Here is a 24,556-nt window from a genome sequence, read left to right as displayed (position 1 = left end):
TATGGGGATGCAAATGGAACAATGACGATTTCAGTTTCTGGTGGAACACCAGATGGTGGTGGTACTTACAATTTTGCACACGAATGGCCTGCACCATTTACGTCAAATAATGGAAGCCTAAGTGGCAGCAACCTTACTGATAACAATGGATTACCCATCACTGTTACTGTTGTAGACGCAAGTGGTTGTACTGCCACCGCTACGGGAACAATTGGTGTTGAGGGATTACCTCTCGGTGTTCCAGTTACATCTGTAACTGCCACCATAGATCTAGCAGAATCGATCTGCTACAATATTTCTGAAACTACTAGTCTTCAAGTTATGCCTTCAGGGGGCGTTGGCAACTATAGCTATCAATGGGCAGAGCTTGGTACCGAATTAGCTTACACCGTTAATCCTTTAGAGAACACCTGCTACTCAGTAACAGTTACAGATGGCAATGGTTGTAACATCGCCGTGGATGATTGCATTGAAGTACTTGACCCATTATCGATTAGCATAAGTGATGTTGAATCCATCTGTTTTGGTGACACTACTGATTTGATAGCTTCCGCTAGTGGAGGAAATGAAGATTATACTTACTCATGGAGTACATTAAGTGGACCCATTTTCGCAATAAATTCATATGTCAACAATGTCGTTGTAGATACTATTAGCGTAGCTCCATCAACACAAACGGCCTATTCCGTTGAGTTATCCGATGGTTGTTCAACTCCCGCACAAGATCAAATTACCGTTGAGTTAAAAGGACCATTAGAAATAAGTTCAACCGATATTGTAGATGGAACATGTGATGGATCTATTACAAATACTCCCCAATGTGGAAGCGTCTCAAATTCTTACTTATGGTCAGATGGTTCTACATCAAGTGGTTTAACTAATCTATGTGTGGGTGTTTATACAGTTACCGTTACAGACGATCTCGGCGCAACGTTCACCGCTGAAACAACAATTAATGATGTTACAGGTGTAGAAGATATTGAAGTAGAGCCAATATCTATATGGACCTCTTCTAACTTACTTCATGTTAAGTCGGATAAATCAGGAAGCGTTTCGGTATACGATTTTACTGGTAAGAGTATTCTACAAGCAAATGTTAATGCTGGGAATAACTTACTTGCTTTGCCGAACATGCCACAAGGAATTCTATTAGTTAGAATCAATACGGAAGATGAGCAGGTAACCAAGAAGGTGTTTTATTCTAAGTAGAATATTTACTTTTTAAAACCTATCCTCTTTCTTGGTTCAGTATTATCCTGCTTTTCAATTAGCTCGTCGAGGTAGTTAAAAACCAGTTCGATATTCTTATCCTGATTTTCCAGCTTCTTTTTAATCTTTTCTACATCAAGTTTGAGTTGAAGATTATCAGAAAGAGCCTCTCTCATTTTAATAAACAATTCAGTAATTCTTATACTAACCAGTTTAGCCTTTTTACTTCTAAGCACATGAGATAATTGCAAGACACCGTGCTCTGAAAAAACAATAGGTAAATAACGTGTACCACCACTTCCCGTTTTTGAGGTACCATTTTGGCACCTCAAAACCTCATGTTCTTCTTTTGTTAGTTCGAACATAAAATGGCTTGGAAATATATCAATATTTCTTTTCACGGCTCTTTTCAAACTTTTTGTCTCAACGCCATAAAGTTCTGCCAAATCTCGGTCCAACATCACTTTCATTCCTCTTATTAAATAGATCTTACTTAATATTAATGCCGAAGACATGCTTTCTTCTCTCATGTTATATTTTTTAGTATTTCAAAACAAGTCGAACAAAACTTACTCGATACATGAACCTTTATTAGAAAATCAGTGGATCTGTTTTGGGAATAAATCATCGTATGAAATGAGACTTGATGTTGATATAAAAGTAATGACTTTACCCAAAAGTAATTCAGTAATTTTATTTCTGAATAAGAACCGCCGATGGACCTCTCCGGAAAGATAAAATCGTTACCAGATAAACCTGGGATATACCAATTCCTTAATTCGGAAGGAACCATTATTTACGTTGGTAAAGCCAAGTCGCTTAAGAAACGTGTGGCCTCCTATTTCAATAAAGGCAAGCACGAGAGTGGTAAAACACACATGCTCGTTAAGAACATCGTTGACGTTAATCCCATCATCGTAGACAGCGAATACGAAGCACTACTTCTAGAAAACTCACTTGTAAAAGAGCTTCAACCCAAATACAACATCCAGCTTAAAGACGACAAAACCTACCCTTGGATTTGTATCAAAAAGGAACGGTTCCCAAGAGTGTTTTCTACTCGAACATTAAAGCGAGATGGCAGCGATTATTTCGGCCCGTATGCCTCGATGAAGATGATGAAGACGGTATTAGATCTTGTTTTTCAACTCTACCCTATTCGAAACTGCAACTTCAATTTATCGAAAGACAATATTATAAAAGAGAAGTTTAAAGTTTGTTTAGAATTTCACATTGGTAACTGTTTAGGGCCTTGTGCAGATCACCAATCGGAAGAAGGTTACAATGAAAGCATACAAGCCATTAAGAACATCCTGAAAGGAAATTTATCGAATGTAATTAAGCAGCTCAAGGACCTAATGGGCAAACATGCTGCCGATCTGGAATTTGAAAATGCGCAGCTAATAAAGGATAAAATAGATACGCTCGAGAAGTACAAATCGAGGTCTACAGTTGTAAATCCAAAGATTAATAACATTGAGGTCTACACTATTATTTCCGAAGAGAAGTTCGCCTATGTAAACTACATGCGGATTAACAATGGCGCCATCATTCAAGCTCATACCATAGAACTTAAAAAGAAATTAGGGGAAGAGGATAAACAGCTTTTAGAGTTCGGTATCACAGATCTTCGTAATAGGTTTGAAAGTGATGTGAATGAAATTCTAATTCCATTCGATTTAGACACCGAAATCCCAGAAGTTAAAACGATCGTACCTATCAAAGGAGACAAAAAAACTCTACTCGATCTATCTGCTCGAAATGCTAAATTCTTTATGCTCGATAAGCAGAAAGAGAGAAATAGCTACGTACCAAAAAAGCGTGAATTTAGGATCTTAGAGGAGATGAAAGACCTCTTAAGGTTATCTGAATTACCCGAACACATCGAGTGCTTTGATTGCTCAAACCTCCAAGGAAATTTTCCGGTAGCAGCATGTGTTGTTTTCAAAGATGTTAAACCAGCCAAGAAAGATTACCGCATCTTCAACATCAAAACGGTAGAAGGTCCGAACGACTTTGCATCCATGGAAGAAGTAATAGAAAGGCGCTATGGCCGGTTGGTTAGAGAAAAGCAAGATCTACCTCAACTTATAATAGTAGATGGTGGCAAAGGACAATTAAGCTCTGCAGTAAAAAGTTTGGATAAACTCGGGCTAAGAGGTAAGATAGCCATCATTGGAATCGCCAAACGGTTAGAAGAAATCTATTACCCAGATGATTCGGTGCCTCTTTACTTAGATAAGAAATCGGAGACGTTAAGGATTATTCAGTTCTTGAGAAACGAAGCACACCGTTTCGGAATTAAGCATCATCGAAACAGAAGATCGAAAGCAACATTCGACTCTAGCTTGACGAAGATTGAAGGAATTGGAGAAACAACGGCAAAAAACTTGTTAAAGGAGTTTAAATCGCTCAAACGGATTAAGGAAGCAAGCCTAGAAGAAATAGAAAAGGTTATTGGAAAGAAGAAAGCAGAGGTCCTTAAAAAGGGATTAGGATAACAAATCAGAGAGTAACCTCATCTCCCTCATTGGAGATTTCTTTTCATACAAGATATTGTAAACAGCATTCGTAATTGGCATATCTACATTGTAGTTCTCGTTAATTTCTTTGATGCTCTTAACAGCATAGTAGCCCTCCGCAATCATGTTCAGTTCTATCTGAGCAGATTTAACCGAATAGCCCTTCCCTATCATATTACCGAAAGTTCGGTTTCTACTAAACTGGGAATAAGCAGTAACCAATAGGTCGCCCAAGTACACTGAGCTTTTAATGTCTCTATCGATCGGGTGAACCTCATCCACGAAACGCTTTATCTCTTGAATTCCATTTGAGATTAAAACCGCCTGAAAGTTATCTCCATAGTTTAAACCATGACAAATACCGCTAGCCAATGCAAACACATTCTTAAGAACTGCTGAATATTCAGTGCCATAAATGTCATCCGAAACAGTAGTATTTATATATCTGCAAGAAAGCATCTCGGCCACTGCATTCGCATTATCGGCATTCTGACAAGCCAACGTTAAATAAGAAAGTTTTTCTAATGCAACTTCTTCAGCATGACAAGGTCCAGATATAACACCTATTTGTTGTAGATCTACTTCAAACTTATTGTTCAGATATTCGCCAACAATGGCATTCTCTTCAGGGACAATTCCTTTAATCGAAGAAAATATTATTCGATCTTGCAGAAGTTTCTTGTCTGCATTTTTTAAAGTCTCGTCTAAGAAAGCCGCCGGAATAGCCAAGATCACAACGTCTGCACTTTCTATCACAGCGTTTAAATCTGTAGATGGTTTTACTATATCTGTGTTAATGGTAACTGCACCAAGGTATTTGGGATTCCTTTTGTATTCGTTTATAAAATCAACCGTTTCCTCATTTCGAACCCACCAGCCAATATGACTCGCATTGTTCATCAACATCTTTACGATTGCCGTTGCCCAGCTTCCGCCTCCTATAACCGATATTCTCAAAGGTGATTCTCCCAAACTATTATTTTTCAGCACTTATTTCTTCGTCAGTCTTCTTGGAACTAACCGACTCTGGTCTCATCTGTGGGAAGAACAGCACATCTTGAATAGAATGGGAGTTTGTCATCATCATTGCCAAACGATCTATTCCTATTCCTAATCCAGAAGTTGGAGGCATGCCGTATTCAATGGCTTTTAAGAAATCCTCATCCAAAACCATGGCCTCATCGTCCCCTCTTTTACCCAACTCCACTTGTTCTTCAAAACGTTTTCTTTGATCAATTGGATCGTTAAGCTCCGTATATGCATTGGCAACTTCTTTACCATTACATATCAATTCGAAACGCTCAACTAAACCTTCTTTGGTCCTGTGCTTCTTAGCCAAAGGAGACATCTCTACAGGATAATCTGTGATGTAGGTTGGTTGAATCAAAAGCTTTTCGCATTTCTCTCCAAAGATCTCATCGATGATTTTTCCTTTACCATAGCTCTTCTCCATGTGGATATCCAACTTCGCAGCAGTAGCTCTTAAGCCTTCTTCATCCATTTCCGAAATATCAATGCCAGTATATTCCTCTATGGCTTCGTACATTGTTAATCGTTTGTAAGGTCGTTTAAAGTCTATCTCATTCTCCCCAACTTGTACTTTCGTAGTTCCATGAAGTTCCATAGCAATCTTCTCGATCATCTCCTCTACTAGGCCCATCATCCAATTGTAGTCTTTATAGGCTACATAAAGTTCCATTTGCGTAAACTCAGGATTATGAAATCTGCTCATCCCTTCATTTCTGAAATCTTTAGCAAATTCAAAAACACCTTCGAAACCTCCTACGATCAATTTTTTAAGATATAACTCATTCGCAATACGCAAATACAAAGTCATGTCTAATGTGTTGTGATGCGTCTTAAACGGACGAGCTGCTGCACCACCATATATAGGTTGTAAGATTGGTGTCTCTACTTCCGTGTAATCTTTATCATTTAAGAAATCACGCATGGTACGCACCAGTTTTGTTCTTTGCTTAAGCGTTTCTTTTACTCCTGGATTTACAATTAAATCCACGTATCGCTGACGATATCTTTGTTCCGGATCGGTGAAGCCATCATGCACTTTTCCTTCTTCATCTACTTTAACAACAGGTAATGGTCTTACCGATTTACATAGAACTTTTAAACTAGAAACATGAATCGATATCTCTCCAACTTTAGTGGTAAAGACATAGCCTTCTACACCAATAATATCACCAATATCCAAATGCTTTTTGAAAATTACATTGTAGAGCTCTTTGTTCTCATCCGGACAAATTTCGTCTCGGTTAACATATATCTGAATACGGCCCGATGCATCCATCAGTTCAGCGAAAGACGCCTTACCCATAATACGTTTACTCATTAACCTACCGGCTAATTTTACACTTTGGAACTTACTGTTATTCCCCTCAAATTCAGACTTAATTTCTACAGAAGTCGCATTGGTTTCAAACGTATCAGCCGGATATGGATCATATCCGAGATTAACCATTTCTTGAAGAGCTGATCTTCTTATTTCTTCCTGTTCGGAAAGAGATTTTTCCATGTAATTAAATTTTGAAACAAAGATAACTTTACATACGTAATAATTATTCAAAAAAGCGTTGGTATCAAACAAGAGCAATAAAAACGCTAATATTTACCATAGTTTGCTAATTTTAGTATTTAAAGCCAATATTTTATGAAAGATCTTGTAAACAGTTTCCCCGAGCAATTGCGTACTGCCGTAGAAATTAGCCTAAATTCCAATTTAAATATTGGGGATACAGAATTCCAAAATGTACTAATAAATGGGCTTGGAGGATCAGGAATAGGCGCAACAATCGTAGTTGGAATTGTTTCTGGAGATGCCAAAGTGCCCGTTTCTGTAAATAAATCATATGCTATTCCATCTTTCGTAAACAATAAAACTCTTGCAATCATTTGCTCATATTCTGGTAACACAGAAGAAACGATAGAGTCTTTTGAGAAATGCAAAGCTAAAGGAGCAGAAATTGTTTGCATAGCTTCTGGAGGTAAAATTCTGGAAATGGCTAAATCCAACAATATAAATTACATTGAAATTCCAGGAGGATATCCTCCAAGAGCTGCATTTGGACTTTCTTTTATTCAGTTACTAACTGTTTTTGAGAAATATAATTTGGTTACTGAGTCTTATGTCAGTAAAGTTTCAAATGCTTCAAAGTTATTAGTGGATAACAAAGAGTTTATTATTAAAATAGCGGAGGATGCCGCCAATAAATTATTAGGTAAAATTCCTGTAATATATAGCTCTTCTGAGAATGAGGGCGTAAGTATTCGCTTCCGACAACAGATTAACGAAAATTCAAAAATGCTATGCTGGCATCATGTTCTACCTGAAATGAATCATAACGAACTTGTAGGCTGGAGAACTAAAAATGAAGACTTGGCGGTGGTCATGTTAAAAAACGAAAGAGACTATATCCGTACTAAGGAACGAATGGCTTTTAGTCAAAATGTCTTTTCTAAATATACTTCTACCATTATCGAAATAGACGCTCTGGGATCTAATCAAATAGAAAATACAATTTACCTCATACATATTACAGACTGGATTTCTGTTTTACTTGCAGATAAGAAAAATATTGACGCTACTGAAGTCGGTGTAATTGTAGATCTTAAATCCAGATTATCAGAATTATAAATTATCTTTTGAGAGTATCTTATGCAGAAAGTATACTTCAAAGACCTGAGCACTGTGGATTATAAAGTAGCTTGGAAGTATCAAGAAAAGTTACACAAAGAATTAGTCGATAAAAAACTTAATGCCCGCGACTCAAGCACTCCAGAACCTATCCAGAATAAGCATTACCTCCTTTTTTGTGAGCACCCCCATGTATATACTATTGGTAAAAGTGGCGAGAAAAAAAATCTCTTACTTAACGAAAACCAACTTAAAGAGAAAGAAGCCACCTTTTATGAGATTAATCGAGGAGGAGATATCACCTATCATGGACCAGGACAAATAGTAGGGTACCCTATTCTCGATTTGGAAAATTTTTTTACAGACATCTCCAAATACATGCGATACTTGGAAGAAGCCATTATTCTTACACTTAAAGAATATGGTATAGAAGGTGATCGAAATCCAGGGTTTACTGGTGTTTGGCTCGACGTTGATAAACCACTTAAAACCAGAAAAATCGCGGCATTGGGTGTTAGATGTAGTAGATGGGTTACCCTTCATGGATTCGCATTTAACATTAATCCTGATCTAGATTATTTTGAAAATATTATACCCTGTGGAATTTCAGATAAGCAAGTAACTTCTTTGAAGGCTGAACTAGGTAAGGACGTTGACGTACAAGAAGTAAAGGAAAAGTTAAAACTCCATTTTTCAGAACTCTTCGAGATGAAGTTAATTAACTTTTAGAATAAGCACGAGTGAAATTTATTAGCAAAGTATTTTGGGGATTAATCTGCCTGCTGTTCGTCGTTAGCACTTTATTAATTCTTACCGGTAATTCTTACATATTCAAAGCAGTAGCGAACACATATTTACTTGGAAGATCCGGTCCGAGTATTGATGAGAAAGATATTTTTTCATCCAGAAAAATTGATAAAGGAGTCCATCAGCCCTGGGAAGAAAGTGCCAATATTAATAGCCAAGAAATCAATGAAAAATACTTGAAGGAATTCGACAAGTATGGGACGATAGCATTCTTAGTTATTAAAAAAGGAGAGATTATATCTGAACAGTATTGGGGAGAATACAATAATTCCTCTCTCACTAATTCTTTCTCGATAGCTAAAACGGTAGTTAGTATCTTAGTTGGGATAGCTATCAAAGAAGGGAATATTAGAAGTGTTGACGATCCGGTAGGAAAGTACCTCCCTGCTTACAATGAAGGTAAAAACAGCGAGCTTACAATCAGGCATCTACTCACCATGAGTTCAGGTATTAACTTCGATGAAGATTACACTAATCCATTTGCCTATCCAGCGAAAGCATATTACGGTAATGATCTACGCAAATTAACTGCCAACTATAGGGTTACTGAAGAGCCAGGCACGGTTTTCAAATACTTAAGTGGCAATACACAAATCTTACAACAAGTACTCAAAGAAGCAACTGGTATGGAAATTAGCCAATATGCATCTGAAAAATTATGGAAACCAATAGGAGCGGGTCAAGATGCATTTTGGAACCTAGATCATGAAGATGGCAACGAAAAAGCATACTGTTGTATATATTCTAACGTAAGAGATTTTGCTCGACTAGGTCAACTATATTTAAAGAAAGGAAAGTGGAATGGGAATCAGATTGTACCTCGGAAATATGCAATTCAATCTGTGGTTCCAGCTCAACTAATAGAGGAAGATGGTCCTCAAAATAATAGATATGGGTACAGCTGGTGGATGTTTAATTATAACGATCAAGACATTTTTTATGCTCGAGGTATTCTAGGACAGTATATTATTGTAATACCAGATGAAGAAATGGTAGTGGTAAGACTGGGCCATAAAAGATCTAAGGTTCCAGGAGCTAAACATCCCGCAGATGTTTTTACATACATCGATGCTGCCCTCACTCTAAAATAATTATGCTAAAAGATATACCCAAAAATAAAGTAGAAGACATTGCTCTTGCAATAGTTCTAGAAGAAGAAAACAAATGGACGGTGTTTCTAATCAACTTAAAAGATACACCGATAGAAGGTGTCTTGGTAGCCTCTAAAGGCTATGGGAAAAGAAAAGGCGAACAAGTAAAAACCTCTGTCTTAAGACATTCATTAGGAATAATGGAAGGGAATTCATTTAAACAAGTGGAACCGATTGATCCAAGTGTTCTTACCTTAACCAACGAGTACTGGGTAAGTTTTTTTGAGGGCACTAAAATGTTCGACAAGAAATATGTGATCTTACCTGAAAGTGCTATTTCAGATTACTTAATTGACATACCGCTAATTAATAAAAAGGGTATTCTATTAAAATAACTTTCCCATGTTAGATCACATAAATATCAAGAATGTCCTTTTCCTAGATATAGAAACTGTTCCAAGATATCCCAATTACACAGATGCACCAGAAGGTCTCCAAGAACTTTGGGCAAAAAAGACGAAATACGAACGAGAAGAACATCAAACTCCCGAAGACTATTTTGCTGAGAGGGCTGGTATAATAGCTGAGTTCGGTAAAATAATATGTATTTCTATTGGATTTTCCGCAAGTGGAAAACTTAGATTGAAATCGTTTTATGGCGACGACGAAAAAGAATTGCTATATAACTTCATCGAAATGATGGACCAGCATTATAGTCAGTCTAAATATATGCTTTGTGCACATAATGGGAAAGAATTCGACTTTCCATACATAGCAAGAAGAGCTCTAATTAACGGATTGAGATTACCCAAAATATTAGACATTGCAGGAAAAAAACCATGGGAAATAAATCATCTCGACACCATGGAGTTATGGAAATTCGGAGATTATAAAAACTATACATCCATTGCATTGCTAGCAAATGTTTTCGGCATCCCAACACCAAAAGACGACATCAATGGCAGCGACGTTGCTCGAGTTTATTGGAAGGATAAGGACCTCGATCGTATCGTGATTTACTGTCAAAAAGACGTCGTTACTGTTGCTCAATTATTGTTACGATACAAAGGGATGCCCCTTATTTTAGAAGAAGATATCATTATCCCAAATTAAACGTACAAACCTTTGGTTCTGAGTATGAAACTCAGCCCGGTTTGTGGTTCGACTGCTATCATTTGCTTTCCGGCAATTGATGAGCTACCTTTAATTATCACACGATATAAAGCATTTCATGGGTAAGCCCATTTTAGAAGTTAAAAACCTTTCTGTTGAATTTATAACGGAGGAAGAGACGACCCTAGCGGTTAACAATATATCGTTCAGCCTAAACAAAGGAGAAACTATCGGAATTGTTGGTGAGTCTGGATCTGGAAAATCAGTTACCTCGCTTAGCATCATGAACTTAGTCCAATCTCCTCCCGGGTTTATTTCGAATGGAGAAATAATCTATACCTCACCAGAACATGGAGAAGTGGATTTACTGCAACTCGATAAGAATGAAATAAGAAAATTCAGAGGAAACGAAATATCAATGATATTTCAAGAACCAATGACGTCTTTAAATCCTGTTTTTACATGTGGGCAACAGGTAGCGGAAGCTATAATGTTACATCAAAATATTGCCAAGGATAGAGCCAAAGCAAAAACCATAAAACTTTTTGAAGAAGTTAAGCTTCCTAGACCGGAAGCAATTTATAATTCATATCCTCATCAAATATCTGGTGGCCAAAAACAAAGGGTAATGATTGCAATGGCCATGTCGTGCGAACCATCTATTCTTATCGCCGACGAACCCACAACTGCACTAGATGTAACTGTACAAAAAACCATTCTGGACCTGATGCAGGATATAGAGTTTAAATACAATAAGAGCATCATTTTCATTACGCACGATCTTGGTGTAATTGCAGAATTAGCCGATAAAATTATAGTGATGTATAAGGGTTGCATTGTAGAACAAGGTAATGTTTGGAAAATATTTTCTGATCCTCAACATCCCTACACAAAGAGTTTATTATCGTGCCGGCCTTCTCTAAGAAATAATTTATCTCGGCTTCCTACCATCTCAAACTTTATGCAGTTTGATGAGAAAGGAAACATGGTGGAGATTAAAAAATCTGTAAAGGATACTAAACGAGCTTTTAGAGTAAATGAAGATGAGCGAGAAGAAAGATTGAAGAAAATGTATGAACAAGAGCCTGTAATGCGGGTGGAAAATGTGAGTACGTATTTTAAAGGTCCCAAGAATTTATTTAAAAAGGCTCCAACAATTAAAGCTGTTGATGACGTATCATTTGAAATTTATCCTGGTGAAACACTGGGGTTGGTAGGTGAATCTGGATGTGGAAAAACTACGCTTGGTCGTACCCTCTTAAAATTAATTGAACTCACACATGGTAAAATAATTTATAGAGGTCAGGATATAAATAAAATATCAAAAACTGAATTAAGGCACTTAAGAAAGAAAATTCAAATCATTTTTCAAGATCCTTATTCTTCTCTTAATCCTCGTGCGCTAATTGGCGATGCGATATTAGAACCAATGAAAGTCCATAATATTGGAAAGGATGACGAAGAAAGAAAAGCAAAAGTTTTTGAATTACTTAAAAAAGTAAACCTTAAAGAATCCCACTATTACCGGTACCCACATGAGTTCTCAGGAGGTCAACGGCAGCGTATTTGTATTGCCCGTGCATTAGCTCTTAAACCAGAATTTATTATTTGCGATGAGTCCGTAAGTGCACTCGATGTTTCTGTTCAAGCACAAGTTTTAAATCTATTAAACGATCTACAAGAGGAATTCAACTTCACTTATATCTTTATCTCCCATGATCTTTCGGTCGTTAAATTTATGTCCGATAGAATTATCGTAATGAACCAAGGTAAAATTGAAGAGATAGGAGATTCCAGAGAGATTTATGCTAATCCTAAATCAGAGTACACAAAGAAACTAATTCAAGCTATTCCTAAAGGAGAACTCGCCGACATTAAGGCAGCTGCTGTTTGGAAAGAAGTTCGAAGACAAAATCAGGTTCATTTAGAAAAACCTTAACGGTAAGATTAAATACTCATTTCGGGTATTTCACCTTCTATAATCAGGTTACCAGCTGTTACTGCTTGTATCTCCTCAACAGAAACCCCAGGAGCCCTCTCAATAAGTTTGAAACCATCTTTAGTAATATCCAAAACGGCAAGATTTGTCACTATCCTTTTAACACAGCCTAATCCAGTAATTGGTAAAGTACATTCTTTTAATAGCTTCGATTCTCCTTTCTTATTGGCGTGAATCATTGCAACGATAATATTCTCAGCGGAAGCCACCAGATCCATTGCACCTCCCATTCCTTTAACCATCTTCCCTGGGATCTTCCAGTTAGCGATATCTCCTTTCTCAGATACTTCCATTGCACCGAGAACGGTAAGTTGCACATGCTGTCCTCTAATCATTGCAAAACTGGTTGCGGAGTCGAAATATGCTGCACCGTCTAAAGCTGTTATTGTTTGTTTTCCTGCATTAATTAAGTCTGCATCTTCATCGCCATCAAAAGGAAATGACCCCATTCCCAAAATACCATTCTCTGATTGGAACTCAACTTCAATATCTTGAGGGATATAATTTGCAACTAATGTAGGAATACCGATACCTAAGTTTACATAATATCCATTGCGTAGCTCTTGCGCTATTCGTTGTGCAATTTGATTCTTATCTAAAGCCATAATCGATTAATCCCTATTTCGTACTGTTCGTTGCTCTATTCTTTTCTCATAGATTTCCCCTTGAAAAATACGTTGAACAAATATTCCGGGGGTATGAATTTGGTTTGGCTCTAGTTCTCCAAGCGGTACCATATGCTCTACTTCCGCAATTGTTATCTTACCCGCCATAGCCATTAGAGGGTTAAAATTTCTGGCGGTAGCCTTATATATTAAGTTTCCTGCTGAATCTCCTTTCCAAGCCTTTACAATAGCAAAATCGGCAGTTAATGCTATCTCTAAAATATGTGGTTTGCCATTAAAGTCTCTTACCTCTTTACCGATACCCACCTCAGTACCATATCCTGCAGGTGTATAAAATGCTGGTATGCCCGCTCCACCTGCTCTACATCTTTCTGCTAAACTTCCCTGAGGAATAAGATCTACAATTAACTCTTTACTGAGCATTTGTCTTTCAAACTCTTCATTCTCGCCGACGTAAGAAGAGATCATTTTTTTAATTTGCCTTTTCCTGAGTAAAAGACCTAATCCAAAATCATCAACACCGGCATTATTTGAAATACAAGTGAGGCCAGTAATATCAGTTGCAGCTAACGCATTAATACAGTTTTCAGGAATCCCGCATAAACCAAATCCGCCAAGCATCAACGTCATATTATCCGTTATGCCGGCTATAGCCTCTTGAACGTCTTTTACAGATTTATCCATTTAGTTATTGTCTAAAAATCTAGAAAATCATTTCCTACACTTCCACCTTTTACCTTATCACAATCTAATTCAATAGTAATACCTCCTTCGGGAATTTCGAAATCCCCTTGACTAATATTAAGAGTAGAATCTTCATATACTTTATGCATGTAATAAGCCCAAATAGGTAGCGCCATATTAGCACCCTGCCCTAACGATAGCCTATCGAAGTGAACACTTCTGTCCTCTGCTCCAACCCATACACCAGATACTAGGTCAGGTGTGATACCCATAAACCATCCATCCGATTGATTTTGGGTAGTACCCGTTTTAGCTGCAATCGGGTTTCTAAATCCGGTATAAGGTCTCTTTTTATTTGGCTTACTTCTTAATCGCATGGCACTACCGAGAGTTTTCCCTTTGTGTTCGTTGTACACACCATCTACAACCCCTTTCATTAAACTGGTCATTACATATGCTCCGGTCTCACTCATCACTTCTCTTTTTTCAGGTCTAAAACTTGCATCATCAATTACATTCCCATGCTTGTCTTCTACTCGAATTATGAAAGTTGGTTCGATCCAAACTCCTTTATTTGCGAAAGTGCTATTTGCACCAACCATTTCATATACCGATATATCAGACGTACCCAAACAAAGCGATGGAACAGTATCCATTTTACTGGTTACTCCCATGTCTTGTGCTCTCTTCACAACCGCTCTTGGTCCAAATTGTTTCATAATCCAAGAGGTAATAGTATTAACCGAATTGGCCAATCCATACTTTAAAGACATCATACCTCCATACTCACCACCGGCATTTCTAGGCGACCAATCTGGTTGTCCTGCTGGCATATCGAAGAAAACTTGAACATTAGGGATCTCTTTACAAGGTGACAAGCCAGCCTCTATAGCCAAGCTATATACAAAAGGTTTAAATGTTGATCCCACTTGTCTTTTACCCAATTTAACGTGATCGTATTTAAAATGCTTGTAATTAATTCCACCCACCCAAGCCTTAATATATCCGGTATGTGGATCCATCGACATAAAGCCTGTTTGAAGAAAATACTTGTAATACCGAATCGAATCCAGGGGAGTCATAACTGTATCAATATCCCCTTTCCAAGAAAAAACTCTCATTTCAGTAGGGGTATCAAAATTGATAATGATGCTATCCATCGACATTCCTCTTTTGCGTAGCAGTCTATATCGTTCCGATCTTTTCATCCCTTGTGTCATTATTTTTTTAACCTGCTTATCGGTTACTTTTCTTTCAAAAGGAGGGTTTGACTTCTTCGAACAAGAATGATAAAATGCATCTTGCAAATAATTACCGATATGCTCTCTAACTGCGTACTCAGCATATTCCTGCATTTTTGAATTGATGGTTGTGTAGATTTTTAAACCATCGGTATACAAATTATAATTATCTCCGTTTGGTTTCTGATGTGCCTTGCACCATTTTTTCATTTTTGCACGCAAGACCTCTCTAAAGTATGGTGCTAATCCTTCATTATGGTCAACCCGTTTGTAAGATAATTTTAGAGGAATCATCCTCAAAGAATCATACTCCTGTTGCGTAATAACTAAATTCTTCTTCATTTGAGATAACACAATATTTCGTCTAAACTCGGTAGTGTCTCTTCGTCTTAAAGGATTAAAAAGAGAAGGGTTCTTAAGCATACCAACAAATGTTGCCGCCTCTTCAATTTTAAGAGAATCGGGTGTTGTACTAAAATAAACACGTGCAGCAGATTTTATTCCCACCGCATTATTTACAAAATCAACTTTGTTGAAGTACATTGCTACAATTTCTTGCTTTGTATAATATCGCTCCAATTGCGCTGCGATAATCCATTCTTTTAATTTTTGGAGAACCCTTTTATAACCCGTATCTCTTTTATGAAAAGTTAATTTCGAAAGTTGTTGTGTAACAGTACTTGCCCCACCTTTTTTACCCATGTAAAAAATAGCCCTTGCTAATCCTTGAAAATCAATCCCAGAATGTTCTAAAAACCGTACATCCTCTGTAGCAATTAAGGCATTTATTAAATTCGGACTCATTTCATCGAACTTCACATTCGATCTGTTTTCAAAGTAGTAAGTTCCTAAAATTTCCTGATCCGAAGAGTAGATTTCTGTTGCAAGATTTATTTTAGGGTTCTCTAATTCCTCTATTTTAGGAAGGTCTCCAAATAATCCTAAGGAGATTGAATAAAACAAACCGGCAATTCCAAAGATCGATCCCAGTCCAAAAAACCAGAGCCAAACGACTAAGCTTTTTTTCTTTTTTTTCTTTTGTTTACTCATTAATCTTTTCTAATCTAAAACCTATATCTACGATCTCTTCTAAATTATCTTCTCGCATTGCGTGCTGCACTTCAAAAGTATATAGCCCTGCATAAGGGAATCGAATAGCCTGTCGGTATAACTGTCTTAGATGAAATATATTTCCAATTCCTTCACCCTTCCATTTACCATTTTTTTCTGCAAGCGTAATTTCAACCGTATCCTTTATCATGCTTCCAAGTGGTGAAATCGCTTTTACAAAAAGAAATAAATTACTGTATGCATACCCTCCTTGATTTCTAATATTTATGGAAAGATTGTGCTCTACAATGGTATCTTGAATATCTATCTGGAAAATTAATGTAGAATCCTTATTCCAAATACCTTCGGCTATCTCAATGTTATTTTCATACACTCTATTCGAATCGCATCCAATTATGCCAATGCAAATAAATAACCCAACTATTCTAAAAAGATATTGCCCCGTACTCATACTTTTCATTTAAGGATATGATGCTCCATTTATAAACCCGCTGTTTAAAATTAAATTTCTTTTTCTGATTTAATCCCCAACTTAATAATTAGTTATGCCGCCTGTTTTGTTCTTAACAACTTTGTTAACTTCAAGGATAAGTCTAATAACATCACTTTCGGGTTGGCATTTCTTTCCACATCGGAATATGCTTTACTAAACATCGACGACATTTTACCTGCATTTATCTCATTTATGAAGGGTGAGAATTTCTCTGCGAATCCTTTTTCTTTCTCTTCTAAATTCACCAACTGCTTCTCATAATTCATTATCAGACTCTCTCTAGTCATCTTTAAGCTGTATAATAAGAAGCTCTTCTGACGCTCCCTTCCTATTGTCGACATCAATTCTGTCCAAGCAATGATTTCCGGAACCTTAGCGCCATAGCAGAGTCTCATCCAATCAATAAATGAATCGGTATTTATATTCTCAACTTCATTATTAGCGAGTCTAATAGCATCCAAAACATTCCCTTTTGAAAAACTAATGTTGCCCTTTGCTGCATTTTCATCCAACCCAAACTCATTAGATAAATACTTAATCATTGAATCATCATCAACCGCATTTATATTAATTATCTGCGTTCGGGAATAAATCGTAGGCAAAATACTGTCTGCCTTCTCGGTTAAAAGAATAAACAAAGTGTTCGCAAGAGGCTCTTCGATAATTTTCAATAATTTATTCGAAGCAGATGCATTCATTCGATCGGCATGCCAAATTATCATAATCTTGAACTCCGATTCAAAACTTTTTAGACTCAGCTTTCGAATAATATCCTCCGCCTCAAATTTACCTATGGCCAGCTGTTTATTCTGTGTGCCAATCGCATCGATCCACATATCAATATTCAGATAAGCGTTTGAACAAACAGATTCTCGCCACGTTTCTAAAAACTTATTACTAATAGGATCTTTCGTTACGCTTTTTGTAGTTGCTACTGGAAAAGCAAAATTAAGATCTGGATGAGCTAGTTTTGAAATTTTAACACAAGAAGGACAAATCCCACAAGAATCATTTTCTTGTTTATCGGTACAGGATATAAATTGTGCGTATGCAATAGCAAGAGCCAGTTTTCCAGATCCGGAAGGACCTTCAAACATTTGTGCATGGGCTATTTGCTTAGAATTAACAGACCCTATTAATCTATTCTTTATTTGTTGCTGCCCAATAATGTCGCTAAACTTCATGCTAAATATCTTGATTCAAAGTTAGTTAATAATGGGTTGATTTTTAATGCTAATAATGGTTGGTTCATCAAAGAATTACAAATAGATTTACGTACATGAATACAATAGACAGCCTTAGTTTTTCTGGACTGAAAGCCATAGTTAGAGTAGACTTTAATGTACCTCTAGACAGTAATTTTAAAGTAACTGATGACACTCGGCTTCGAGGAGCGATTCCGACTATTAAAAAGATTGTGGCTGATGGAGGTATTGTGATTTTAATGTCTCACTTAGGCAGACCTAAAAATGGTCCAGAGAACAAGTTTTCATTACAACATATTCTCAAACATCTTTCTAATTTATTAAATCAGGATATAAAATTTGTTGATGACTGTATTGGAGAAAAGGTTGACGTTGCTATTGACCGTTTATCTGAAGGAGATATTTTACTCTTGGAAAACTTACGTTTCTATCCAGAAGAGAAAAACGGTGATATAGACTTTGCAAGAAAATTAGCGAACCATGCAGACATTTATGTAAACGATGCATTCGGGACAGCCCATAGAGAACATGCTAGTACAGCTGTTATCGCACAATTTTTTGAAAACAAAAAAGTATTTGGCGCTCTTATGACAAAGGAGATCACCAACTTAAACATTCTTGAAGAAAATGCAAAAAAACCATATACAGCCATTGTAGGTGGCGCAAAAATTAGCGGTAAAATCGATATTCTAAATGAGCTAATGGCAAAGACGACCAATATCATTATTGGAGGTGGAATGGCATTTACTTTCATAAAAGCAATGGGAGGAAAAATTGGAGATTCACTTGTGGAAGAAGACAAACTTGAATTAGCTCTTGACGTTTTGGTCAAAGCGAAAAAGTTAGGTGTAAATATCTTTTTACCGGAAGATGCCACATTAGCAGATTCGTTCAGCAATGAGGCAAACACAAGTTATTCTAAAATCGACGAAATTCCCGATGGTTGGATGGGATTGGATCTTGGAGAAAAGAGCATCGAAACATTTAAAAAAGTAATTGCCGATTCGAAAACAATATTATGGAATGGGCCAATGGGGGTATTTGAATTCTCAAACTTCGCCAATGGAACTAAAGAAATAGCTTATGCAATTGCCGGTTCTACTTCCAATAATGCGTATTCATTAGTTGGAGGAGGAGATTCCGTTGCAGCAATAAATTATTTTAATCTAGAAGATAAAATCAGTTATGTCTCTACTGGGGGCGGTGCTCTTTTAGAATATATTGAAGGAAAGGAATTACCGGGTATAAAGGCAATTCTTAAGTAATCACTTCTCCCTCTTCCAAAGGAGGATCTTCCGATCTATTTTTAGTTAATTCCTGTATAAAAGGTATAGCCATTTGAACAAAGTTCACCATCGGCATGTAAAGCCTAGATTGTGCCTTGAATTCTTCATCCAAAAACTGAGTACGCTTATCTAAGGCGTGCATCACAAATACGATGAGACTTACTATCAATCCCATCTTTAGGGCTGCGAAAATTGATCCTAAGAGATTATTTGCAAACCCTAAAAAGATCATCTTCACAAATCCTTCTATAAATTTAGCTATGAGATGTACACCAATAATCACAACAACAAGAAGACATATAAATCCTACTATTTCATTATAATCTGTATCCAATCCAACTGTCCTTAACTGGTTTCCTGCATAACCAGAATACTTCAATCCAACTATAACACCTAAAAAAAGGGCAATCAAAGAAGCTACTTCTATTATCAATCCCTTCCTGTATCCCTTTACAAGGGCCAATACAATTGGTATAATTAATACGATGTCGAACAGGTTATTCATACGATTGCAAAATTCGACAATTTATTCTTACTCTCTTCACTTCCTTTTCCAATTCCTTACATTTAAGAATCATCTAGATAAAGAAGACTGACCAAATAAATCAATTAGAGAACTCAATCATTATATACTTCGAAAAGTAATACTTTTGTGAAGTAAAAATTATCGCCATGAAAGCAAGAAATATTATTGCCATACTTGTATTCCTATCTGGGATTATATTGAGCCTTTCCTCTTTTTCGCAGGAAGAAAAACCGCAAACGAAAATTCTTATTACTACGAGCATGGGAGATATTACCATTATTCTTTTCGATGACACCAAACTTCATCGAAAAAATTTTATGATGCTCGTTAAAAGTGGGCAATTCAACGGATCCATTTTTCACAGAGTTATCGAGACTTTTATGGTACAAGGTGGTGAACTTAAAAACCCTAGAGGACCTTTAAAAACAATACCGGCTGAAATTAAACCTCACTATGTTCATACAAAAGGAATGCTGAGTGCAGCGAGACAAGGTGATAGGGTTAACCCAATGAAAGAGTCGTCAGGGTCTCAATTTTACATTGTTCACGGCAAGAAATATAGAAACGCAGATTTAGCCAACATCACAAAAAGTTCTGGTTTCCCTTATACAGCGGAGCAAAAGAAAGAGTACATGGAAAAAGGAGGCACGCCTCAATTGGATGGCGATTACACGGTTTTCGGTCAAGTAATAGAAGGTCTTGATGTGGTAGACAAAATAGCCGCTGTTAGAACAGGATACGGAGATAAGCCTTTAGTTGATGTTACAATGAGAATGAAAATAATAGAGGAATAGATGAAAGAAAAAATCGACTCATTTATAGAAGAAATCGAAGCGTTCGCTTCAAACGATGCTCAAAAAATTGAAGAGTTTAGAATTAAATTCTTAGGTAAGAAAGGCGCAGTAGCCGATTTGTTTAACGATTTCAAATCTATTGCAAAAGAAGATCGAAAGGATATTGGCATTGCTCTTAACGAGTTGAAAAATAAAGCGAAAGCAAAAATTGACGGTTTAAAATCTTCTACCTCTGTAAAAGGAAATACTACTTCTACAGAAGAAGACTTTACAATGCCTGGATATCCAAGTGAACTTGGCAGTCGACATCCTCTATCTATTGTTAGAAATCAGATAATTGACATATTCTCCAAAATGGGTTTCACCCTTTCGTACGGCCCAGAAATCGAAGACGATTGGCATAACTTCAGTGCGTTAAACTTTCCCGAAGAACATCCGGCTAGAGATATGCAGGATACTTTCTTCATCCAAAATAAACCAGGTGGTACACCAGAAGAACAAATTGCTCTTAGAACCCATACATCTTCTGTTCAGGTTAGAGTAATGGAAAATGGCAAACCCCCTATTCGAACTATCTCACCGGGTCGAGTATTCCGTAACGAAGCTATTTCGGCAAGAGCTCACTGCATCTTTCATCAAGTAGAAGGTTTATATATTGATAAGAACGTTTCGTTCGCCGATTTGAAACAAACTCTTTTGCATTTCTCTAGAGAGATGTTTGGAGCAGATACTAAAATTAGATTTAGGCCTTCTTACTTTCCATTTACAGAACCAAGTGCTGAGATGGACATCTCATGCAACATATGCAGTGGAAGTGGATGCAATATTTGCAAATACTCTGGATGGGTGGAGATATTAGGATGTGGAATGGTAGATCCAAACGTATTGGAAAATTGCGGAATTGATTCTAAAGAATATACCGGATTTGCATTCGGAATGGGCATCGAACGTATTACGATGCTCAAGTTTCAAATAGATGATTTACGATTGTTCTTCGAGAACGACGCCAGGTTCTTAGATCAATTTAAAGCTGCTCGATAGCCTTATTTAACTTCCGTTATCTTAAGCATATTTGCTTGTAACCTGTCTTTGATCGGCATACTTGCTACGTTAATCAACAAGTCGTCTTTCTTAATGTGTTTGTCTTTCTTCAACACCTTGACAATATCTTCAATTGTATCATCCGTGCTTACAAATCCATCATAGTAGTAACCCGTAACACCCCAAACTAAACTCAAGGTATTTAATAAAGAATGGTTACTTGTAAAAGCAAATATTCTTGACTTAGGTCTAAATCCTGCGATTTTATAGGCTGTATAACCAGAAACCGTCATGGTTACAATTCCACTTGCACCTATTCTATCTGAAAGCGTACATGCATTGTAACTAATATTGTCGGCTATCATACGATCTTTACTTGTAGAGAAAGTATAAGCTTTATTATAAATATTCTCATACGCCTCAACATTCGCAATAATTCTATGCATTGCCTTAATTACCGTAGTTGGGTGTTTTCCAACCGAAGTTTCTCCACTAAGCATTAAAGCATCCGCACCATCCATGCATGAATTAGCAACATCATTTACTTCTGCTCTTGTTGGAGTTACATTATCAATCATGCTCTCCATCATTTGTGTTGCAACAATAATTGGTCGAGAAGCCTTTAAACATTCCGATACAAGAAGCTTCTGAACCAATGGTACATCCTCCATAGGAATTTCCACACCTAAATCTCCACGAGCAACCATTACTGCATCTGTTGCCTTAATGATATCTTTCATGTTAAGAATAGCCTCTGGCTTTTCCATCTTAGCAACCACACGAGCTGTGCTTCCCGATTTAGCTATTATTGCTTTCAATTGTTTAATGTCAGATGCCTTTCTAACAAAAGAAAGTCCCATCCATTCCACATTATGCTTAAGAGCAAAATCTAAATCTTCTTTATCCTTTTTAGTAAGACAAGGCAAGGACACCTTTGTATCTGGAAGATTAACACCTTTTTTTGAGGATAATGTTCCACCCGCAATAATCTTTGTGCTTACCTCTGACTTTCTATCCGTACTTATAACCTCAAGAATTAACTTTCCGTCGTCTAGTAAAACTTTTTGTTTTGCTTTAACATCTTTTGGAAATTGCGGATAAGTGATATATACTTTCTTAGATGTACCTATACATTTTTTAGTTGTTATTATTAGCGTCTTCCCATTAACAATCTGAACTCCATTATTTTCAACCTCACCAATTCTTAACTTCGGTCCTTGTAAATCTGCAAGCAATGCGGTGTGAACATGCATTTCTTTGTTGATAGACTTAACATGATTTATTACCTCTAAGTGATCCTCATGCGAACCATGTGAAAAGTTAATTCTACACACATTCACTCCAGATTTGATTAAATCTTTTAGTGCTTTTCTAGAAGATGATGCTGGCCCGATGGTAGCAATAATTTTTGTTCTATTTGGTGATTTCATGGTCGTATTATATCAATAAATTATTTTTCGACTTCAGAGAAGTTGGGTCAAGCGAATACGCTGTAAGAACCACATCAATCTTCTTTAGTCTTTTTATCATCTCTTCTACCTCGTCAAAATATCCTTTTACCAAAACAAAGTAATCTGCTTGCTTTTGTTCTGGTATTAAATAACCCAATCCTGATCTATTCTCGATCAAATGGACTGTACAATGTCTTAATTCGTCGTCGTAAATGTAGAGCGAGTAACTGATATCTTCATTTCTGTTTTTAATTAAGATATCCTCTTCTCGCTTTAAATTAAACTTAAACTCTTTATTAATCGACCAGCAAATTTTATAGTCCTTTGCATGGCAGCTAATAGCAATTAGTGCAAAATCAAAATCATCTTCTGTTTCAAGCACTAATTTTTTCATCCGGCCTAGTATTTACCAAGTATATAATAAACTAGAACGTGTTAAAATTAACTCGTTTCTAGCTATCAAACTTTTTGAAAATGATTGAGCCATTATGGCCTCCAAATCCGAATGTATTACTCAAGCAATACTTCACATCTCTTTTCTGAGATTTATTTGGAGTAAGGTTAAGTTTACTATCGATTGCTGGATCTAGATTGTCCAAATTAATTGTTGGAAGTATAATTCCCTTTTCTATAGCCATCAACGAACCTATCGCCTCGATAGCACCTGTACCACCTAATAAGTGACCAGTCATCGATTTAGATGAACTAATATTAAGATCGTAAACATGCTCGCCAAATACGTCTACTATTGCTTTCAATTCTGCAATATCACCCAAAGGTGTAGAGGTACCATGCGTATTCACGTAATCAATATCTTCCGGAGTTAAGTGCGCATCATCCAACGCATTTAAAATAACATTTTTCGCTCCTAGTCCTTCTGGATGTGGTGCTGTAATGTGATGTGCATCAGCAGTCATTCCTCCACCAACAACTTCAGCATAAATTTTTGCTCCCCTTGCTTCTGCGTGCTCTAGGTCCTCTAATATTAATGAACCAGCGCCTTCTCCTAAGACAAAACCATCTCGATCTGCATCATATGGTCTAGAAGCTGCTTTAGGATCATCATTACGAGTCGATAATGCTCTTGAAGCATTAAACCCAGCAACACCTGGCATTGAGATAGGTGATTCTGATCCTCCCGTTATAATTGCATCTGCTTTTCCTAAACGGATATAATTAAATGAATCGATTATTGCATGCGTTGAAGATGCACAAGCTGAAACCGTAGCATAGTTTAATCCTCTAAAACCGTATCTAATTGAGATATGCCCTGCAGCGATATCTGGAATCATCTTCGGAACAAAGAATGGATTAAACCTTGGTGTACCATCTCCTTTCGCAAAATCGACACACTCGTCGAAGAAAGATCTCATTCCACCGATACCTGAACCCCATATAACTCCCATTCTATCCAAGTTCACCTTATCAAGGTTAAAACCTGCATCTTGCATGCTCTCTTCTGCTGCAACAAGTGCAAAATTAGAGAACATATCCATTTTTCTCGCCTCTTTCCTGTCGAGATGATCATGGATATCAAAGTTCTTTAATTCGCACGCGAATTGTGTCTTGAACTTTGAAGCATCAAAATTTGTTATGGGTCCAGCGCCACTTACACCGTCCTCTAATCCTTTCCAGAACTCAGGTACCGTATTCCCAATAGGGGTAAGTGCACCTAAACCGGTAATAACTACCCTTTTTAGTTGCATCTAGTAAATGTGAGTGGTATTATTTAGCGTTCTTCTCAATAT

General features: G+C 36.9%; 23 protein-coding genes. 11 read left to right on the top strand and 12 right to left on the bottom strand.

Features of this window, described 5'->3' with window-relative positions; all coding sequences use genetic code 11:
- The first annotated feature begins 21 nt into the window (after positions 1-21).
- Entirely contained in the window at positions 22-1,209 is a 1,188-nt protein-coding gene (locus HRT72_04250; protein ID NQY66919.1) for a T9SS type A sorting domain-containing protein, read from the top strand.
- Between the two features lie 5 nt (positions 1,210-1,214).
- On the opposite strand, the gene HRT72_04245 is transcribed toward HRT72_04250, so the two are convergent.
- A complete protein-coding gene (locus HRT72_04245) occupies positions 1,215-1,739 on the bottom strand; it encodes an ORF6N domain-containing protein (protein ID NQY66918.1) in 525 nt (174 codons plus the stop codon).
- A gap of 186 nt (positions 1,740-1,925) precedes the next feature.
- On the opposite strand from HRT72_04245, the gene HRT72_04240 reads away from it, so the two are divergent.
- Positions 1,926-3,710, top strand: a complete 1,785-nt coding sequence (locus HRT72_04240) for an excinuclease ABC subunit C (GenBank protein NQY66917.1) — start codon at positions 1,926-1,928, stop codon at positions 3,708-3,710.
- On the opposite strand, the gene HRT72_04235 is transcribed toward HRT72_04240, so the two are convergent.
- Both HRT72_04235 and lysS read right to left on the bottom strand, forming a co-directional pair.
- A complete protein-coding gene (locus HRT72_04235; GenBank protein ID NQY66916.1) occupies positions 3,702-4,703 on the bottom strand; it encodes an NAD(P)H-dependent glycerol-3-phosphate dehydrogenase in 1,002 nt (333 codons plus the stop codon). The two genes, HRT72_04240 and HRT72_04235, sit on opposite strands and share 9 nt — an antisense overlap.
- 4 nt (positions 4,704-4,707) lie before the next feature.
- Complete coding sequence (gene lysS / locus HRT72_04230; GenBank protein ID NQY66915.1) at positions 4,708-6,261, bottom strand: lysine--tRNA ligase; 1,554 nt, start codon at positions 6,259-6,261, stop codon at positions 4,708-4,710.
- Between the two features lie 135 nt (positions 6,262-6,396).
- On the opposite strand from lysS, the gene HRT72_04225 reads away from it, so the two are divergent.
- The 6 genes from HRT72_04225 (at position 6,397) to HRT72_04200 (ending at position 12,330) form a co-directional block, all read left to right on the top strand.
- A complete protein-coding gene (locus HRT72_04225) occupies positions 6,397-7,380 on the top strand; it encodes a bifunctional phosphoglucose/phosphomannose isomerase (protein ID NQY66914.1) in 984 nt (327 codons plus the stop codon).
- A gap of 21 nt (positions 7,381-7,401) precedes the next feature.
- Positions 7,402-8,109: a lipoyl(octanoyl) transferase LipB gene (gene lipB / locus HRT72_04220; protein ID NQY66913.1), complete on the top strand. Its 708-nt coding sequence runs from the start codon at positions 7,402-7,404 to the stop codon at positions 8,107-8,109.
- Positions 8,110-8,120: 11 nt separating this feature from the next.
- The gene (locus tag HRT72_04215; GenBank protein NQY66912.1) at positions 8,121-9,278 is read left to right on the top strand and encodes a serine hydrolase; all 1,158 of its coding nucleotides are present in this window, start codon (positions 8,121-8,123) and stop codon (positions 9,276-9,278) included.
- Positions 9,279-9,280: 2 nt separating this feature from the next.
- The gene (locus HRT72_04210) at positions 9,281-9,673 is read left to right on the top strand and encodes a hypothetical protein (GenBank protein ID NQY66911.1); all 393 of its coding nucleotides are present in this window, start codon (positions 9,281-9,283) and stop codon (positions 9,671-9,673) included.
- A gap of 7 nt (positions 9,674-9,680) precedes the next feature.
- Positions 9,681-10,391 carry a 3'-5' exonuclease gene (locus HRT72_04205; protein NQY66910.1) on the top strand — a complete coding sequence of 237 codons (711 nt, stop codon included), beginning with the start codon at positions 9,681-9,683 and terminating at the stop codon, positions 10,389-10,391.
- A gap of 118 nt (positions 10,392-10,509) precedes the next feature.
- Entirely contained in the window at positions 10,510-12,330 is a 1,821-nt protein-coding gene (locus HRT72_04200; protein NQY66909.1) for an ABC transporter ATP-binding protein, read from the top strand.
- Positions 12,331-12,338: 8 nt separating this feature from the next.
- Here the strand turns inward: HRT72_04200 and HRT72_04195 are convergent, their stop codons facing one another.
- From HRT72_04195 to HRT72_04175, 5 genes are all read right to left on the bottom strand, one after another.
- Positions 12,339-12,995 (bottom strand): CoA transferase subunit B, encoded by a 657-nt coding sequence (locus HRT72_04195; GenBank protein ID NQY66908.1) that lies wholly within the window; start codon positions 12,993-12,995, stop codon positions 12,339-12,341.
- A gap of 6 nt (positions 12,996-13,001) precedes the next feature.
- On the bottom strand, positions 13,002-13,700 hold the full coding sequence (locus HRT72_04190; GenBank protein ID NQY66907.1) for a CoA transferase subunit A: 699 nt from the start codon (positions 13,698-13,700) through the stop codon (positions 13,002-13,004).
- An 11-nt stretch (positions 13,701-13,711) separates the two neighbouring features.
- On the bottom strand, positions 13,712-15,991 hold the full coding sequence (locus tag HRT72_04185; GenBank protein NQY66906.1) for a transglycosylase domain-containing protein: 2,280 nt from the start codon (positions 15,989-15,991) through the stop codon (positions 13,712-13,714).
- Positions 15,984-16,463, bottom strand: a complete 480-nt coding sequence (locus tag HRT72_04180) for a gliding motility lipoprotein GldH (GenBank protein NQY66905.1) — start codon at positions 16,461-16,463, stop codon at positions 15,984-15,986. Before HRT72_04180 ends, HRT72_04185 begins: the two co-directional genes overlap by 8 nt.
- A 92-nt stretch (positions 16,464-16,555) precedes the next feature.
- Entirely contained in the window at positions 16,556-17,689 is a 1,134-nt protein-coding gene (locus HRT72_04175) for a DNA polymerase III subunit delta (protein NQY66904.1), read from the bottom strand.
- A 95-nt stretch (positions 17,690-17,784) separates the two neighbouring features.
- Here HRT72_04175 and HRT72_04170 point away from each other — a divergent pair, with 95 nt between their 5' ends.
- Positions 17,785-18,975: a phosphoglycerate kinase gene (locus HRT72_04170; GenBank protein NQY66903.1), complete on the top strand. Its 1,191-nt coding sequence runs from the start codon at positions 17,785-17,787 to the stop codon at positions 18,973-18,975.
- Here HRT72_04170 and HRT72_04165 read toward each other — a convergent pair.
- Complete coding sequence (locus HRT72_04165; protein ID NQY66902.1) at positions 18,968-19,501, bottom strand: CvpA family protein; 534 nt, start codon at positions 19,499-19,501, stop codon at positions 18,968-18,970. The two genes, HRT72_04170 and HRT72_04165, sit on opposite strands and share 8 nt — an antisense overlap.
- Before the next feature lie 167 nt (positions 19,502-19,668).
- Between HRT72_04165 and HRT72_04160 the strand changes: the two genes are divergently transcribed.
- Both HRT72_04160 and pheS read left to right on the top strand, forming a co-directional pair.
- Positions 19,669-20,316 (top strand): peptidylprolyl isomerase, encoded by a 648-nt coding sequence (locus HRT72_04160; GenBank protein ID NQY66901.1) that lies wholly within the window; start codon positions 19,669-19,671, stop codon positions 20,314-20,316.
- On the top strand, positions 20,317-21,357 hold the full coding sequence (pheS, locus tag HRT72_04155) for a phenylalanine--tRNA ligase subunit alpha (GenBank protein ID NQY66900.1): 1,041 nt from the start codon (positions 20,317-20,319) through the stop codon (positions 21,355-21,357).
- Positions 21,358-21,359: 2 nt separating this feature from the next.
- On the opposite strand, the gene pyk is transcribed toward pheS, so the two are convergent.
- Genes pyk through fabF form a run of 3 tightly spaced genes read right to left on the bottom strand, consistent with a single transcriptional unit; the run spans position 21,360 to position 24,514 of the window.
- Entirely contained in the window at positions 21,360-22,787 is a 1,428-nt protein-coding gene (gene pyk / locus HRT72_04150; protein ID NQY66899.1) for a pyruvate kinase, read from the bottom strand.
- Between the two features lie 7 nt (positions 22,788-22,794).
- Positions 22,795-23,202, bottom strand: a complete 408-nt coding sequence (locus HRT72_04145; GenBank protein ID NQY66898.1) for an IPExxxVDY family protein — start codon at positions 23,200-23,202, stop codon at positions 22,795-22,797.
- Between the two features lie 58 nt (positions 23,203-23,260).
- Entirely contained in the window at positions 23,261-24,514 is a 1,254-nt protein-coding gene (gene fabF / locus HRT72_04140) for a beta-ketoacyl-ACP synthase II (GenBank protein NQY66897.1), read from the bottom strand.
- Positions 24,515-24,556 lie beyond the last annotated feature (42 nt).

It is taken from the genome of Flavobacteriales bacterium (assembly GCA_013214975.1).
Classification (GTDB): domain Bacteria; phylum Bacteroidota; class Bacteroidia; order DT-38; family DT-38; genus DT-38.
This window is presented reverse-complemented; position numbering and strand designations above follow the sequence as displayed.